This is a genomic window from Ruegeria sp. AU67 (genome assembly GCF_900312795.1).
In the GTDB taxonomy this organism is placed as follows: domain Bacteria; phylum Pseudomonadota; class Alphaproteobacteria; order Rhodobacterales; family Rhodobacteraceae; genus Ruegeria; species Ruegeria atlantica.
Window position 1 is genome coordinate 83,247 of the sequence record NZ_OMPH01000020.1, and the last position, 15,702, is coordinate 98,948.

Consider the following 15,702-nt stretch of genomic DNA (forward strand, 5'->3'; position numbering starts at 1 on the left):
TCGATACCTCTGCCACGGGCAAAGGTTCAAGCCATCAGGCGTTGTCATGCGGCCAGGTCGGTGTGCGATAGGACATACGGCGCACCGAACCAGTCTTCGACCGCATCAGCAAGGTTGTGGTTTCTACCCAGCCTGGTTGGCGTTTGATGCGCGGCAACAGCGAACCACCAGTCACGCCTGTCGCGGCAAAGATCACGTCGGCAGTCACCATCTCATCGCGCGCGTAAACGCGGTCTAGATCGGTGATGCCCGCCTTGGCAGCGCGGCCGCGTTCGTCATCGTTGCGGAACAGCAGGCGGCCAAAGATCTGACCACCCATGCATTTCAGTGCAGCGGCGGCCAGAACGCCCTCGGGCGCTCCACCTTGACCCATGTACATATCGATGCCGGTCTCTTCGCTTTCGGCACAGTGCATGACGCCGGCCACGTCACCATCGGTGATCAGGCGGATCGAGGCGCCGGTTTCGCGCACTTCAGCGATCATCGCTTCGTGGCGGGGACGCTCCAGAATGCAGACGGTGATGTCGGCAGGCTTGCAGCCTTTGGCATTGGCCAACGCTTCAACGCGCTCGCGTGGGCTCATGTCCAGGTTCACGACGCCCTCGGGAAAGCCCGGACCGATGGCCAGCTTGTCCATGTAGACGTCTGGCGCGTGCAGCATCGAACCGCGCGGGCCCATCGCGATCACGGTCAACGCGTTCGGCATGTCCTTGGCGGTCAGCGTGGTGCCCTCAAGCGGGTCCAGCGCGATGTCCACGCCGGGGCCGTTTCCGGTGCCCACTTCTTCGCCGATGTACAACATCGGTGCCTCGTCGCGTTCACCTTCGCCGATTACAACGACGCCTGCGATGTCCAGAAGGTTCAGCTGTTCGCGCATCGCGTTCACAGCAGCCTGATCCGCAGCCTTTTCGTCACCGCGTCCGACCAGCGAGGCCGAGGCCAGAGCGGCCTGTTCTGCGACCCGCGCAAGGCCCAGAGACAAAAGGCGGTCGTTGAAATCGATTTTGGCAGCGCTCATTTTTTCGTATCCTCAGGTCAATAAAGGCGTTTCATCGGGCATAGCCTGCGTTTTGTACAGGCCGCAAGGGTCAAACCTCTTCAATCCGCAGTGCAACGGGCTCTCCCGACACGACATCGGTCGTCCGGAGGCCTTCCAAAGCGACATCCAGCGTGGCACGTGTGGTCTTGTGCGTAACAATCAGAACCGGCGCGGTGGCTTCGGTGTGCCCGTACTGGCGCATTCGATCGATTGAGACACCTGCATCACCCAGAATAGCCGCCACTTTCGCCAGCGCACCGGGTTTGTCGAATAGTGCAAGGCGTAGGTAGTAGGGGGCGGGCAGGCCGGTTATGGCAGGTTTTGCCTCTTCCAGTGTCGTGGCGGGGCGGCCAAAAGTTGGGATTTGCAGCCCCCGCGCCAGATCGCAGACGTCGCCCATCACTGCGCTGGCCGTCGGACCTTCGCCTGCGCCAGGGCCGCGCAGAACAACCTGTTCGACGGCGTCGCCTTCGATAACCACCATATTGGTGCCACCTTCTAGCTGACCCAGAGGCGAGCCGCTGGGGACAAGGCAGGGCTGCATCCGCTGTTCCAGACCGCGCGCCGAGCGCTGAGCGACGCCCAGCAGCTTGATACGATAGCCCATGTCGGCGGCCTGATGAATATCGTCCAGACTGATATGCTGGATACCTTCGATCTGGATGCCATCAAAATTCGGTTTGGTGCCAAAGGCGATCGAAGACAATAGCGCCAACTTGTGTGCCGCGTCGATACCGCCAACGTCCAGGTTCGGATCGGCTTCGAGATAGCCCAGTTCCGCGCATTCTTCGAATAGTGCGTTATAGCCCAACTCCTGCGATTGCATCCGCGTCAGGATATAGTTGCAGGTGCCGTTCATCACGCCCATGACGCGGGTGATCTCGTTCCCGGCCAGCCCCTCGGTCAGGGATTTGATCACGGGGATACCGCCTGCAACGGCCGCTTCGAAACGGATAACACGGCCTGCGGCCTCGGCTTGCTCAGCCAGTTCCTGACCGTGAATGGCGAGCAGTGCCTTGTTCGCAGTCACCACATCCTTATCAGCGGCCAGCGCGGCCTCGACTGACGCTTTGGCAGCGCCGTTTTCGCCGCCCATCAGTTCAACAAAGACATCCACATCGTCACGTTGCGCCAGTGCGACCGGATCCGTCTCCCAAGCATATTCCGAAAGGTTCACGCCACGGTCTTTGTTGGCATCACGTGCGGAAACAGCGGTGATTTCGATGGCGCGACCTGTACGCGCCTGCAGCAGGTCCGCATGGCGGCGCACGATCCGCACGACACCCACGCCAACCGTTCCCAAGCCCGCAATTCCCAGCCGCAGCGCCTGTGTCATCCCGTGGGTTCCTTTCCGCTCGAATGTCCTTGGTATCGGGCTGTTTGCCCGTTCATTGGTGCCTTAACGGGTTCGGCGTCGGGGCGCAATCCGAGACAGCGGTAACAAGCGTTTGAAATGTGAAAGGTCAGTTGATCTTTGCGTTCTGTAGTGCTTCGGCCTTTTTGGCCAGTGCCTCGCTGCGCGCGGTCAGATCTTCTTCAACCTCGGCGGCCTCGCTGACGGGATCTATCGGCGGGCCAAGAATGTCCTGAAGTGGGACCAGCTTCGGATACGCTGCCGAGCGCACATTCGGCTGTTCGCGTCCTTCCAATTCCGGGAAGTCCGTGCAGGCTGCGCAAGTCAGAAGCAGAACCAAAAGTGGCAGGGGCTTCATGCCGAACCCTTTCAATGGAGACTGACCCCGTGATGCACCTTTTGCGGCGGTCGTTCAAGCGGGGTTCTATATGAACGCTTGTTCATATACGGTGGCGGTATGGCACGTACCCAAGGCTCACACTCCGATATCACCGGCCCGCGCATTCGAAAAGCAGCGCTGGGGCTGTTTGCCCGACATGGCTATGCAGCCGTGTCCATGCGCCAGATCGCAAAAGACGTTGGTGTGCAGGCGGGGGCGCTGTACAACTACACGCCCGACAAGCAAAGCCTGCTGTTTCGCCTGATGCAGGATCACATGCAGGATCTGTTGGCCGCTTATGGTGAACTTGAAAAACCCACCGATGCCGAGACCGCGCTACGCCGCTTTGTCGGCTTTCACATTCGGTTTCATATGGAGCGACCGGATGAAGTCTTTATCGCCTATATGGAGCTGCGCAACCTCACGCCAGAAAACTTCTCGGAAATCGAAGGCCTGCGCCGCGCTTATGAGGATTCGCTTGAAGCCATCTTGCAGGATGGGCAGATGTCTGGGCTCTTCTCGGTTGCCGATACCAAAATCGCGACCTTGGCCGTGATCGCGATGCTGAACGGTGTGATGACCTGGTACCGTTCAGGCGGACGCTTGTCGCTGGACGAAGTAGAGCAGGTTTATTGGGATATGGTCAGACGCGCCGTAACCGCCTGACCAACTTTGCTTAATCAGTGCGCGGCGCGGATGAATGTGCCATTGCGGAGTTCTTTGAACGCCAGTTCCAGTTCGGCACGCGTGTTCATAACAATTGGACCATGCCATGCGACAGGCTCATCAATCGGCGCGCCCGAGATCAACAGAAACCGGACACCTTCCGGACCAGCTTGAACCGTGACCTCATCACCGGTGCCGAACCGAACCAGAGTGCGGTCACCGGACAGATCACGGATGTTGACCTCTTGTCCCGCGACCTCTTTTTCCAAAAGCACGCCGGTAGGTTGTGATGCATCGGCAAAGGCCGCCTGTCCTTGGAACACATAGGCAAACGCCCGGCGGTAGGTGTCGATGCGAAAGGTCTTTCTCACACCGGCCGGAACCTGAATATCCAAGTACTGCGGGTCGGCGGCAATACCGTCTACCGGGCCGGTTTTGCCCCAGAACTCACCAACAATAACGCGCACGGTGGTGCCATCATCATCAATGACCTCGGGGATCTCTTTGCTTTGAACATCCTGATAGCGGGGCGCTGTCATCTTTTGATCCGACGGAAGATTGCCCCACAGCTGGAACCCGTGCATTTGGCCCGCACCGTTTCCCTTGGGCATTTCCTGATGCAGGATTCCGGACCCCGCGGTCATCCACTGAACGTCGCCTTCGCCCAAAGTGCCGGTGTTGCCCAGCGAATCCGAATGCTCGACCGAGCCGGACAAGACATAGGTGATGGTTTCGATACCGCGATGCGGATGCCAGGGGAAGCCTGCCTGATAATCCTCGGGGCGTTCATTTCGGAAGTCGTCGAACAACAGAAACGGGTCAAGCTCGGACGGGTCCTGAAATCCGAAGGCCCGGTGCAATTTGACGCCTGCGCCTTCCATGGTCGGCACAGCCTGGCGGGTTTCCAATGTTGGTCTAAGGGACATGATGGCCTCCTGAATTTGTGGGCATCATGTATGCTGTTGGCGATATGCGTCAATTTGCGTGCAAACACGGGTGCTGTGCGCAATTCCATAGTCGGCTTCCCTCTGTTTTTCGGCACACAAAGCGGATAAACCCGGACAGAGCAGAGCAGGGGACGTCAATGCAACAAGAAATTCTGGCCACGGTCCGGCCTTCATCATCCAGACGTTGGATAGGGGTGGGGATGCTATCGACCGTGGGTGTGCTGGTCATCTATGTCGCTTTGACCACGCCACCGGAACCGGCCTGGCTGGTCTTTTTACTTGTCGTTGGTGTGGCGGCGTTCTGGCTGGCCTATCGCATGTGGCGAGCCACCAGTGACTGGATCGAGCTGACCGAGACTGAATTGCGGACCGGTTCAGGGCAAGTGATTGCGCGTGTCGAAGATATCGAGTCGATCGATCAGGGGGTGTTTGCGTTCAAGCCGTCAAATGGATTTTTGTTGAAGACTACGGAACGCGCAGGAAACAGCTGGGCACCGGGACTGTGGTGGCGATTGGGGCGCCGTGTTGGCATCGGCGGTCTGACCACAGCCGCCGAAACCAAATTTATGCTTCAGGTGCTACACCCACTACATCCTGCTGACAGAAGTGATCAGAAACGTTCCCTTTGACGATGGGAACAAAACGCGGGCGCGTGAAAATGAAATTGTTGAAAATGTGATCTCTGCTCAGCCATTCGGTGTTCAGAATTGGAACATAGGGTTTAGACGTTTCAACAATGATCAGTGTGTCCAAATCTGCCATTCGCGGCAGCCTTTCAATCAACGGATCGAGGTTGTCCGCGGTCCAATTGCTCTCAAACCCGCAAGTTGTAGACCACTCTACTCTATATCTCTCTTCTGTACCCTCATCATCATCCGCGGCAATATACTGGATCGCCGACAAACGCATTTTTAGCGGGGAATTGTCTGTTACCATACGATTGTAAACCAAATACATGGATTCCGCATAGGTATCGGTAATTTCATTCTCTCCCTCACGTGAAATCAAGTCACTTACTGTATACGCCGCTTTGAGATTCGACGTGTTTTCAAGAAAACCATCAAAAAATGTATAGGTAAGCGTGACAGTCCAAACGAGGACAGGAAAAATAAGAGCTGTTTCAATGGACAGGCTGCCGTTTTCCTTGCTCGCGAAAGTGCCAAGAAGGTTACGGATGCGTGAAGGAATACGCTTCATTTTAAGGCTCCTGAACAAAGGTAGTCGTCGCCGTAAGTCGGACCAGCCCATCTTCGCCGGATACAGAGCGCCCCATTGCGGTCGTTGGAAAAAGTGGATCGACCTTGGCGCAGGCACGCAAAATCATCAATTCGTTTGATCCGCCATTTTGGAAATCGGTGACAGGTTGAACCTCTTCTGCTCTGTCTACACAGGTTGGTTCGATTGGAAAATTCACACCGCCATATGGGTCCTGAATAATCATCTCCAATAACATGTTGTCGGAACAGTCCCGCATCACTGCCATGTTATCGCAGATGGCATCCTTGATCGTATCGTGATCGGTATCCGTCAAATTGATCCCAAGTCGAATGTCGCGCACGACCAGATCCATAGAGCGATTTAGCATCGCTTTTTGAATCGAGACCATTGAGTATTCAATGACGCCCAGAATAAAGAATATGTACAAAGGGAACAGTATGACGAACTCGACGGTAAACGAACCGTCTTCCGTTCGCTTAAACCGAACAACTTTGCTTAGAGCTTTTTGGATCATTGCGTCAGTCTCAACTGTTTGATTGCCGTAGCAATAGAGTCAAAGACTTGCGGAAGCGTCAGATCACCCAATTTGCCGTCGGCTTTAACTTCGTAAAAGAATCCGGCGCCGCTGGAGCAGTTTCTGATCGCTGTTACACCTACTGAAGGTGCCTCAAAGGCGATCCCATAGACATCAACATCCTTACCTTTCACCTTCTCGCAGATATTCTGCAGCCGCGTATCCTTTTTGGTCCTGTAAATCTCGGTAAAAGCGTTGTCATACCAAGTTTGATTGTGGTTGGACTGCCAAGCATAGTTATACTCGGCATTCCAGTCCAAGGTGACGCGGTTCCACAATTCCGGATAGGTCAGGCGCACTGATTGATCTGCCGCCTCACCGCCAAAGGGTTCGGACTGACCTTCCAGCTCCTGTCTTGTCCAGTAGTACTCAGGTGTGTCGCCAGGAGCTGAGGTCCGGACGCTGTATTCGCCGCTGTACCTGTCGGTCCTACAGCGGCGTTGACCCCACCTGTTATACCAACAACTTGTGACCTCTTGCTCATAATTGGGGTTGTACCAAACATCCGAAGGCCCATCGCGGTATGCCTCGTTCAGAATCCAGTTTTCGGTGTTCTCGCCGTCGGTCATGACGATCATAATCTTTTTGACATTGGATTCGTATGCCATGGGACGATTGTCAAAAGTCACCGGAACAATTTTCCTTGGTGCCAGGCCCGTGTTTACGTCTAACCCTGTGTCCGGATTAATTGCTTCAGGGTCAGCGTTCTGTTTCGAAAGCTTGTTTATCACAGGCTGGAACTGAGGATCCAACAGTGCGGCCCCCCATTTCACACCGATATCAATCGACGTGTTTCCGCCGGGTGACATGGCCGCGATCTGATTGTGCAGGTCGGAAATGACGTTCGTTACTGCTGTAATATCGCTGCCCGCGCGGGTTGTGCAGACCGAGCGCGAGATATAGTGAATTTCATCATTGTAATCGTCGTTATAGTTTCTGCGGTCGAAATGGGCCGTGCGATTGAGCTTTTTGTTTGGATCGATCCAGTATTCCGTGAAATCATTATCGACAAAGTCTACGCAGTGCGAATAGCTGTGTTCGGTAGTAACACCCGGCATGTTGCCCAGGATGTTCGCGCCCGCATTCACTTGGTTGTTGTAAGGTATGATTGAGATCGAAATCTTGTCCGGGTTCTCTTTCGTGTACATCGTAGTCACGAACTGCGTGGCCGCTTCCTGAAGCACTTCCATTTTTGATTTATCGTCGGTTGCGGAATCCCAGCTCATTGAGCCGGAGATATCCAGAACCATCGTGATTTCGAGCGACCCAATGGCCTCTTCCGCGACGCTCGTGACCGAAGCCGTCAGTTGGGGATACCCGAAGAACCACATAAAATGTGTGGGAACGTCGACTTCAGCTTTTGCTGTGACTTTTCTTGATCCAACTCTGGGATCATCCTCTACTTCAGGTTCTTCCGAAAGCTTGCCGCGGACGTCGGACTTCTCAATATATGATTTGACCACATCCGCGGGGGGGAGCTTTTGTTTAACGTTGGCCGCCGCAAGAACCGCGCGATCCAACGTACCTTGGAGGCTGGCTCTGTCACGTTCAAAGTTCATTATGTCGACGCCGATACCCGCTGTCGCAAATATGAGCAAAAACCCAAGGGTCACAAAGATCGTGAACACGCCACCATCCTCGTCGTGTGAAAAACGACGAGCAGCCGTGGCCGCGTTCTTAAAATTCTTGGTGTTGCACTTAAATATGCGCATTTTCATCTGGCCGACCTCGCTGAGCAGACATCCGGCGCTGCTAAGGAAAAGTTAACGTTTGAAAACTAACGGCGAATCGTGGCGTGAATTGGGCGGAAGTGCCGAAGATATGGCAACTTTGGGCGCGAACCGTAGATAATTGAACGGCTTTTTTGCCTCTGTTTTCGGTCAGGCGACAATTCTTCCAAAGTTAAGCGCCGTGCGCGACTCAGCCCGGTCCGAGAGCTTTCGTGACGATTTCGGGTTTTATTGTTGCTTAATTATTGATCGTTTAGCCAATGGGTGCGACAAAACGTCAGAACGCTCGTCGTTCGTCGGCACGGAGGATTACATGACGGCCATTAATGAACCCAGCTTTCGCGAAAGTGTAGATTTGATGTTTAACAGGGCGGCGTCCCTTATGGACCTGCCGCCGGGGCTTGAGGAAAAGATCCGGGTCTGCAACGCCACCTACACCGTTCGGTTTGGCGTCCGCCTGCGCGGCGATATTCATACTTTCACCGGCTACCGCTCGGTTCATTCCGAGCATATGGAGCCTGTAAAGGGCGGTATTCGTTACGCCCTTGCTGTGAACCAGGACGAGGTCGAGGCGCTTGCCGCCCTGATGACTTATAAATGTGCTCTGGTTGAAACGCCCTTTGGCGGATCAAAAGGGGGATTGTGCATCGATCCCCGCAAATACGAAGAGCACGAGTTGGAGCAGATCACCCGCCGCTTTGCCTATGAGCTGGCCAAGCGCGATCTGATCAACCCTTCGCAAAACGTGCCAGCCCCCGACATGGGAACGGGTGAGCGTGAGATGGCCTGGATGGCGGATCAATACGCCAGGATGAACACGACGGACATCAATGCACGCGCCTGTGTTACAGGAAAGCCGCTGAACGCGGGCGGTATCGCAGGCCGGGTTGAAGCAACAGGTCGCGGCATCCAATACGCCCTGCGTGAATTCTTCCGCCACCCGGAAGACATGCAAAAGGCGGGGCTGACCGGCAAGCTGGATGGAAAACGTGTCATCGTTCAGGGGCTGGGCAATGTGGGTTATCACGCCGCGAAATTCCTGAGTGAGGAGGACGGATCCAGAATTGTCGGCATCATCGAATGGGATGGCGCGCTTTATAATCCCGACGGGATCGACGTGGAATCCGTGCGGCAATGGATCGTCAAGCATGGCGGTGTCAGTGACTATCCGGATGCGACGCACTCGGCCGAGGGTGGTGCAGTTCTTGAAGAAGAATGCGATATCCTCATCCCTGCTGCTCTGGAGGCGGTCATCAACCTGGCAAACGCAGACCGGATCAAGGCGCCTTTGATCATCGAGGCTGCGAATGGTCCTGTGACTGCAGGTGCGGATGAGATTCTGCGCAAGAAGGGCACGGTGATCATTCCGGACATGTATGCAAACGCGGGCGGTGTGACCGTTTCCTATTTCGAATGGGTCAAGAACCTCAGCCATATTCGTTTCGGTCGCATGCAGCGCCGACAGGAAGAGGCGCGGCACGAACTGATTGTCAGTGAGCTGGAGCGGCTGGATCGTTACCTTGGCGATGCCTGGTCGATGTCTCCGGACTTTAAGGCCAAGTACCTTCGCGGCGCGGACGAGCTGGAACTGGTGCGCTCGGGCCTCGATGACACGATGCGCATTGCTTATCAATCCATGCGCGAAGTCTGGCACAGTCGCGATGATGTCGAGGATCTGCGGACAGCGGCCTATATTGTGGCTATCGACCGTGTGTCCAAAAGCTATCGCGCCAAAGGGCTGTGATGTTTTGAAATCAGGGGCAGCCTGGCTTTGTCAGGCCGCCCCAACGGTAAGGGCTGGCCGACCTAACCATGGTAGACACGCCAAAAACGGCAATGGCAGGCCGTGCCTGCGACAGGTAAGCTGCAGCGACAGAATCGATTACCGGAGTTCCCTATGTTGCGTATCGCCATTGCAGCCGCTTTGCTGGCCACCCCATTAGTTGCGGAAGAAACCAAAGAGCAAAGCTGCCAATACCAGGCTGAAGTTGTTGCGGCGATCCAGAAGGCACGGCTAGACCGTGTAAAAGAGCGTGACGTGCCCCAGGCAGTTGCCGATACCAGCCCGACCTGGCCCGAAAATTATAATGCTGCCATCCCGTTGATCGCGCCTTGGGTCTACGAACAAAAGATGCGCGATGTACGCAAAAAGGATCTGGGCGCCGCGTGGCTTGAGCTGTGTTTGCTGCAATAATCCACAGCCCCATCATTTCCCTGTGGACAAACGCGCGTCATACCCTTGGCGCGCGTTCTTGTTTCTGTCAGGTTTGACCCATGTCTCTGCCCCCCGGATTTCTGGATGAACTACGCACCCGCCTGAGCCTGTCTCAGGTTGTCGGGCGTAAAGTAATGTGGGATCCGCGCAAGTCCAACCAGGGTAAGGGCGACATGTGGGCACCATGCCCGTTTCACCACGAAAAGACCGCGTCCTTCCACGTAGATGACCAAAAGGGGTTCTACTACTGTTTCGGGTGCCATGCCAAAGGCGATGCGATCAGCTTTGTGAAAGAGACCGAAAATGTCTCGTTCATCGAAGCGGTTGAAATTCTCGCACGCGAAGCCGGGATGCCCATGCCAGCACGTGATCCAAGGGCACAGGAAAAACAGGACCGCCGGTCGCAACTGGCCGACGCCATGGAGCAGGCCGCTCAATTCTTCCGCTTGCAACTCAAGACCGGGGCAGGGGGCGCTGCGCGAGACTATCTGACGCGTCGAGGATTGGATGCACAGGCGTTGGACCGGTGGGAGATCGGGTTTGCGCCGGATGGCTGGCAAGGTTTGTGGGATCACCTGCGCGGCAAGAACGTGGCCGAGGACCTGATCCTTGGGGCCGGGCTGGCCAAACCTTCGAACAAGGGCAAAAAGCCTTATGATACGTTCCGCAATCGGATCATGTACCCTATCCGCGATCCGCGCGGGCGGTGCATCGCGTTTGGCGGTCGGGCAATGGACCCCAATGACAATGCGAAATACCTGAACTCGCCCGAAACGGAATTGTTCGACAAGGGGCGCAGTCTTTATAACCACGGCCCTGCGCGTCAGGCCGCAGGCAAAGGGCAACCTCTGATCGTGGCCGAAGGGTACATGGATGTGATCGCACTGGCCGAAGCTGGATTCGGGGCGTCGGTCGCCCCGTTAGGCACGGCAATCACCGAGCATCAATTGCAACTCCTTTGGCGTGTCTCGGATGAGCCGATCATCGCATTGGATGGCGACACGGCCGGTCTGCGTGCCGCGATGCGGGCCGTTGATCTGGCGTTGCCACTGTTAGAGGCCGGGAAATCCCTACGCTTTGCTCTGATGCCCGAGGGCAAGGATCCCGATGATCTGCTGCGGGCTGAGGGTCCGGCAGCTGTGAAATCAGTGCTTGAAGGCGCGATCCCGATGGTCAAACTGCTGTGGCAGCGTGAGACAGAGGGCAAGGTGTTCGACAGCCCTGAACGCAAAGCTGCGTTGGATAAGTCACTGAGGGACAAGATCAAACTGATCCGCGACCCCTCGATCCGGGCGCATTACGGGCAAGAGATCAAAGACCTGCGCTGGCAACTGTTCCGCCCGCAACGTCAGCCGCAAAATCGCCAATGGCAGCCACGCGGCAAATGGCAACCTCCGAAACAACCAGCAACCCCAGGTGCGCGTTCATCTTTTCTGGCGTCTTCAGAAACCGCGGATATCCAGATGCGCGAGGCTGCAATTCTGGCAATCGCCATCCTGAATCCCACCGTTGTGGTTCAATTCGAACATCAGCTTGAAGAAATGGAGTGCCATGATCCCGATCATGCCGCCTTGCGCGCCGCCATCCTTCGGCATGCGATCGACGACCCAGAGCATCTGAAAGACCACATTTTTGAAACTTTGGGCGGCGAAATCCTTGAAAACCTGCTGGCCCTTCGCCATGTCGCAGTAATCCCTTGTGTGTTCAAACCAGGCGACGTCGAAAAGGCCGAGATGACTCTGGCCGAGGAACTCGCGAAAATCAAAGCGCTCCGGGGATTGGATGCCGAGATTGCCGAAGCTGCAGAGGAACTGTCTGATCTGGCTGATGAAGCGCTGACATACCGGCTGGCCCAGGCCGCCGAAGAGCGTAACCGCACAAGCCGCAGTCAGAACGAGGATAGGGCGGTTTTTGACATCGCCGATAACGGCGCACGAATCAACCGCGACGAGAAAGACGCGTTTCAGGCGATCATGTCTGGCATCAATTTTGAACGGAAACGTCGCTAAAGTGGTGTTTTCGTAAGGCACTGGAAAAGAAAAAAGGGTAAACGGGTGGCCGAATCACTTCTACGCGCTAATGATTCGGTACAAACGAATCACCCATCCCTGCAGGAGCATTGAATGGCCGCCAAGGATACAAACGAAGACCGCAAATCCGACGAGCAGGAACAGGAAATCTCGCTGGACATGAGCCAGGCCAACGTCAAGAAAATGATCGCCGAGGCCCGCGAGAAAGGTTACATCACCTACGACCAGCTCAATCAGGTTCTGCCGCCTGATCAGGTCAGCTCGGAACAGATCGAAGACGTTATGTCGATGCTGTCCGAGATGGGCATCAACATCATTGAAGATGAAGAGGCCGAGGAAGAAGAGAACAAAGGCTCGACCGAACTGGTTGCTGCAGAAAGCAACCGAGAGGTTGCGCTGGCGGGTGCTGGTGCTGAAAAGCTGGATCGCACAGATGACCCGGTCCGCATGTATTTGCGCGAGATGGGCAGCGTCGAACTGCTGAGCCGCGAAGGCGAGATTGCCATCGCCAAACGGATCGAAGCCGGTCGCAACACCATGATTGCCGGTCTGTGCGAAAGCCCGCTGACCTTCCAGGCGATCACCATCTGGCACGACGAATTGTTGTCCGAAGACATTCTGTTGCGCGACGTCATTGATCTGGAGGCCACGTTTGGCAACCAGTTAGACGAAGACGGGGATGTTGAAGAGCCGGTTGTCGACACGTCTGCGGTTCAGGCGGCAAAACCCGCCAAGGACACCGGCCCCGAGCTGGACGCCGATGGCAACCCGCTGAATAACGATGACGATGATGACGACGACGAGCAGGCCAACATGTCGTTGGCCGCGATGGAAGCCGCGCTGAAAGATCAGGTTCTGACCACACTGGAACGGATCTCGACCGACTTCTCGATGCTGTCGGAAATGCAGGATAGCCGGATCTCGGCGACCCTGAACGAAGACGACACCTTCTCGGAAAAACAAGAGGCGACCTATCAACAGCTGCGATCTGAGATCGTCGAATTGGTGAACGGTCTGCATCTGCATAACAACCGTATCGAAGCGCTGATCGACCAGCTGTACGGCATTAACCGTCGCATCATGTCTCTGGACAGCTCGATGGTGAAACTGGCGGATCAGGCGCGCATCAATCGTCGTGAGTTTATCGACGCCTATCGTGGACGCGAACTGGACCCGAACTGGCTGACCGAGATGGCAGAAAAGCCGGGCCGGGGTTGGCAGATGTTCATCGAACGCTCGACCGCCAAGGTCGAGGAACTGCGCAACGATATGGCTCAGGTCGGTCAGTATGTCGGCCTGGACATCCCTGAATTCCGCCGCATCGTGCAGCAAGTTCAAAAGGGTGAAAAAGAGGCGCGTCAGGCCAAGAAGGAAATGGTCGAAGCCAACCTGCGTCTGGTGATCTCGATTGCCAAAAAGTACACGAACCGTGGCCTGCAATTCCTTGATCTTATTCAGGAAGGCAACATCGGCCTGATGAAGGCGGTGGACAAGTTCGAATACCGCCGCGGGTACAAGTTCTCGACCTATGCGACCTGGTGGATCCGTCAGGCGATCACGCGTTCCATCGCGGATCAGGCCCGTACGATCCGTATCCCGGTTCACATGATCGAAACGATCAACAAGCTGGTCCGGACCGGTCGTCAGATGCTTCACGAAATCGGACGTGAGCCGACTCCGGAAGAACTGGCCGAAAAGCTGCAGATGCCGCTTGAGAAGGTTCGCAAGGTGATGAAGATCGCCAAGGAACCGATCAGCCTTGAAACGCCGATTGGCGACGAGGAAGACAGCCAACTGGGCGATTTCATCGAGGATAAGAATGCCGTGCTGCCTTTGGACAGCGCCATTCAGGAAAACCTCAAGGAAACGACCACCCGGGTTCTGGCCTCGCTCACACCGCGTGAGGAACGTGTTCTGCGGATGCGTTTTGGCATCGGTATGAATACCGACCACACTCTGGAAGAGGTTGGTCAACAGTTCAGCGTGACCCGCGAACGTATTCGTCAGATCGAGGCGAAAGCGCTGCGCAAGCTCAAACATCCCAGCCGATCGCGCAAATTGCGGTCCTTCCTGGATCAGTAGTCAAAAAGGCGCCTCAATCGAGGCGCCTTTTTCTTATCCGTTCACGCGTTGATCACGGTGACCGGTTCAAACCTCAAATTGGCGAGAACTCACAAGTCATGCGGCGATGTGGCCCCTATTTCTGCCTTGTCCACTCATGGGACAGGCCGGGGCGAGGCTGTGCCGCTGACGACCCCCGGCCACCCTTTCCGTGTTACGGTCCCAACCGAGTGCGGAACGTGCTGGGTGCCTGACCGGTCCAGCGTTTGAAGGCCGTAGAAAACGCAGGTTGATCCGCATAACCCAGCGAATAGGCGATTTCCGACAAGGGCATCCCGTTGGTGATAAAAGTCTGCGCCAGATCACATCTCAGGTCTTCGACAATCTCACGATAGCTTGTGCCCTCATCATTCAACCGCCTGGCAAACGTGCGCGGGCTCATCCCAAGGTTCGAGGCTGCGTCGTCCGCCTGAATAATCGCGCCGGGCATAGACCGGGTGATCAGCCCCTCGACTTGCGCCCTGAGTTTTTGCGCGGGCTGGTCACTTTCGGCCTGAACCCTGTCGCCATATGACAGAAGATGCTCGCGCAGGGAGGGGTCATATGTCGGCACCGGCAGATCCAATGAGGACAGGGTCAGTACGATTTCCAACCGTTCTGCACCAAAGGACACAGGAAAGCCCGCTAATTTCTGAAACTCTTTTCTGGCTTCGCCGACCTCGTGCTGAAAGCGGATTTCGATAGGAAAAAAACTTGTCTGCGTTAACGAGCGTATGCGGGCGAGGGCCGCGAAAATCAAAAATTCGGTACGACGGTGATATCGGGCAAAACTGGCATCCTTCCAGTCGGCTTCGATTGAAGCAAAATTTCCAGAAACGCGCAGGCTGAAGTACAAAGCCGGGTCTATCATCCCGTGAAACCGCGACGAGTTTTCGATCACCTGCTTCAGATCACGCGAGTATTTGCTGATATACGCCGTCAGGCTGGAGGACGACCTGAAACCAAGCCCAGCACTGGCCGAAAAGGTGATGTCATTCAGCGCGTCGCAGGCGTAGCGGACAAACAACGCCTCTTTGCGCGCGCTATAGGCTGTTGCAGGTGGCGCGATATCGCTGCGGCTCAGACCGGATTTGGCCAGCACGCGATCACCAATCGAAGGATCTTCTGCCCTTTGATCTAGTGTTTTGGACAACACTTGAATGCGGGCAATATCGACGTCCATGTTCAAACCCGAGTTAGCAGCGTATTTCATTTCGCGGCATTTGTTCCGGCCGCTGTCATCTATTCAAATAACAATGGCAAAATTTCGCAAGACTACATTGGGTGTCATACGTATTTTCCGCGTGCTGTCGGGTTAAGCCTTATGGGGATGAGGTCAGAGCCCAGGAAACTTGTCGCGCAGATGACCCGAGGCTCCCCGACACATATCAATTCGCAAAGATGGCCCAGTGTCGCATTGCCCGGAATGTGCAGTGATGCGAATGTGCTT

At 55.7% G+C, this 15,702-nt stretch carries 14 protein-coding genes; 6 read left to right on the forward strand and 8 right to left on the reverse strand.

What is annotated here, in order from left to right:
* Positions 1-34: 34 nt before the first annotated feature.
* From glpX to DK510_RS10065, 3 genes are all read right to left on the reverse strand, one after another.
* The gene (gene glpX / locus DK510_RS10055; RefSeq protein WP_109311961.1) at positions 35-1,018 is read right to left on the reverse strand and encodes a class II fructose-bisphosphatase; all 984 of its coding nucleotides are present in this window, start codon (positions 1,016-1,018) and stop codon (positions 35-37) included.
* A gap of 70 nt (positions 1,019-1,088) precedes the next feature.
* Positions 1,089-2,375, reverse strand: coding sequence for a homoserine dehydrogenase (locus tag DK510_RS10060; RefSeq protein ID WP_109311962.1), 1,287 nt, complete (start codon positions 2,373-2,375; stop codon positions 1,089-1,091).
* 127 nt (positions 2,376-2,502) lie between these two features.
* Positions 2,503-2,751, reverse strand: coding sequence for a hypothetical protein (locus DK510_RS10065; protein WP_109311963.1), 249 nt, complete (start codon positions 2,749-2,751; stop codon positions 2,503-2,505).
* Between the two features lie 99 nt (positions 2,752-2,850).
* Here DK510_RS10065 and DK510_RS10070 point away from each other — a divergent pair, with 99 nt between their 5' ends.
* On the forward strand, positions 2,851-3,438 hold the full coding sequence (locus DK510_RS10070; protein ID WP_109311964.1) for a TetR/AcrR family transcriptional regulator: 588 nt from the start codon (positions 2,851-2,853) through the stop codon (positions 3,436-3,438).
* 14 nt (positions 3,439-3,452) lie between these two features.
* On the opposite strand, the gene DK510_RS10075 is transcribed toward DK510_RS10070, so the two are convergent.
* Complete coding sequence (locus DK510_RS10075; RefSeq protein ID WP_109311965.1) at positions 3,453-4,364, reverse strand: pirin family protein; 912 nt, start codon at positions 4,362-4,364, stop codon at positions 3,453-3,455.
* A gap of 158 nt (positions 4,365-4,522) precedes the next feature.
* Between DK510_RS10075 and DK510_RS10080 the strand changes: the two genes are divergently transcribed.
* The gene (locus tag DK510_RS10080; RefSeq protein ID WP_109311966.1) at positions 4,523-5,014 is read left to right on the forward strand and encodes a hypothetical protein; all 492 of its coding nucleotides are present in this window, start codon (positions 4,523-4,525) and stop codon (positions 5,012-5,014) included.
* Here the strand turns inward: DK510_RS10080 and DK510_RS10085 are convergent.
* Genes DK510_RS10085 through DK510_RS10095 form a run of 3 tightly spaced genes read right to left on the reverse strand, consistent with a single transcriptional unit; the run spans position 4,950 to position 7,895 of the window.
* Positions 4,950-5,582, reverse strand: coding sequence for a TadE/TadG family type IV pilus assembly protein (locus DK510_RS10085; protein ID WP_109311967.1), 633 nt, complete (start codon positions 5,580-5,582; stop codon positions 4,950-4,952). The genes DK510_RS10080 and DK510_RS10085 overlap by 65 nt on opposite strands.
* A gap of 1 nt (position 5,583) precedes the next feature.
* Complete coding sequence (locus DK510_RS10090; protein ID WP_109311968.1) at positions 5,584-6,117, reverse strand: TadE/TadG family type IV pilus assembly protein; 534 nt, start codon at positions 6,115-6,117, stop codon at positions 5,584-5,586.
* On the reverse strand, positions 6,114-7,895 hold the full coding sequence (locus DK510_RS10095; RefSeq protein ID WP_109311969.1) for a TadE/TadG family type IV pilus assembly protein: 1,782 nt from the start codon (positions 7,893-7,895) through the stop codon (positions 6,114-6,116). Before DK510_RS10095 ends, DK510_RS10090 begins: the two co-directional genes overlap by 4 nt.
* Before the next feature lie 325 nt (positions 7,896-8,220).
* Between DK510_RS10095 and DK510_RS10100 the strand changes: the two genes are divergently transcribed.
* From DK510_RS10100 to rpoD, 4 genes are all read left to right on the forward strand, one after another.
* On the forward strand, positions 8,221-9,651 hold the full coding sequence (locus DK510_RS10100) for a Glu/Leu/Phe/Val dehydrogenase (protein WP_109311970.1): 1,431 nt from the start codon (positions 8,221-8,223) through the stop codon (positions 9,649-9,651).
* 153 nt (positions 9,652-9,804) lie between these two features.
* Entirely contained in the window at positions 9,805-10,101 is a 297-nt protein-coding gene (locus DK510_RS10105) for a hypothetical protein (RefSeq protein ID WP_109311971.1), read from the forward strand.
* A gap of 80 nt (positions 10,102-10,181) precedes the next feature.
* Entirely contained in the window at positions 10,182-12,131 is a 1,950-nt protein-coding gene (gene dnaG, locus DK510_RS10110; RefSeq protein ID WP_109311972.1) for a DNA primase, read from the forward strand.
* A gap of 114 nt (positions 12,132-12,245) precedes the next feature.
* Entirely contained in the window at positions 12,246-14,234 is a 1,989-nt protein-coding gene (gene rpoD, locus DK510_RS10115; protein ID WP_058277324.1) for an RNA polymerase sigma factor RpoD, read from the forward strand.
* 193 nt (positions 14,235-14,427) lie between these two features.
* Here rpoD and DK510_RS10120 read toward each other — a convergent pair whose 3' ends face one another.
* A complete protein-coding gene (locus tag DK510_RS10120) occupies positions 14,428-15,465 on the reverse strand; it encodes an AraC family transcriptional regulator (RefSeq protein ID WP_234999021.1) in 1,038 nt (345 codons plus the stop codon).
* Between the last annotated feature and the right edge of the window lie 237 nt (positions 15,466-15,702).

Coding starts and splice junctions, on each gene's coding strand:
- DK510_RS10070 (WP_109311964.1), top strand. CDS start 2,851: ATGGCACGTACCCAAGGCTCACACTCCGATATCACCGGCCCGCGCATT.
- DK510_RS10060 (WP_109311962.1), bottom strand. CDS start 2,375: ATGACACAGGCGCTGCGGCTGGGAATTGCGGGCTTGGGAACGGTTGGC.
- dnaG (WP_109311972.1), top strand. CDS start 10,182: ATGTCTCTGCCCCCCGGATTTCTGGATGAACTACGCACCCGCCTGAGC.
- DK510_RS10100 (WP_109311970.1), top strand. CDS start 8,221: ATGACGGCCATTAATGAACCCAGCTTTCGCGAAAGTGTAGATTTGATG.
- DK510_RS10065 (WP_109311963.1), bottom strand. CDS start 2,751: ATGAAGCCCCTGCCACTTTTGGTTCTGCTTCTGACTTGCGCAGCCTGC.
- DK510_RS10085 (WP_109311967.1), bottom strand. CDS start 5,582: ATGAAGCGTATTCCTTCACGCATCCGTAACCTTCTTGGCACTTTCGCG.
- DK510_RS10095 (WP_109311969.1), bottom strand. CDS start 7,895: ATGAAAATGCGCATATTTAAGTGCAACACCAAGAATTTTAAGAACGCG.
- DK510_RS10080 (WP_109311966.1), top strand. CDS start 4,523: ATGCAACAAGAAATTCTGGCCACGGTCCGGCCTTCATCATCCAGACGT.
- DK510_RS10075 (WP_109311965.1), bottom strand. CDS start 4,364: ATGTCCCTTAGACCAACATTGGAAACCCGCCAGGCTGTGCCGACCATG.
- DK510_RS10120 (WP_234999021.1), bottom strand. CDS start 15,465: ATGAAATACGCTGCTAACTCGGGTTTGAACATGGACGTCGATATTGCC.
- glpX (WP_109311961.1), bottom strand. CDS start 1,018: ATGAGCGCTGCCAAAATCGATTTCAACGACCGCCTTTTGTCTCTGGGC.
- DK510_RS10105 (WP_109311971.1), top strand. CDS start 9,805: ATGTTGCGTATCGCCATTGCAGCCGCTTTGCTGGCCACCCCATTAGTT.
- rpoD (WP_058277324.1), top strand. CDS start 12,246: ATGGCCGCCAAGGATACAAACGAAGACCGCAAATCCGACGAGCAGGAA.
- DK510_RS10090 (WP_109311968.1), bottom strand. CDS start 6,117: ATGATCCAAAAAGCTCTAAGCAAAGTTGTTCGGTTTAAGCGAACGGAA.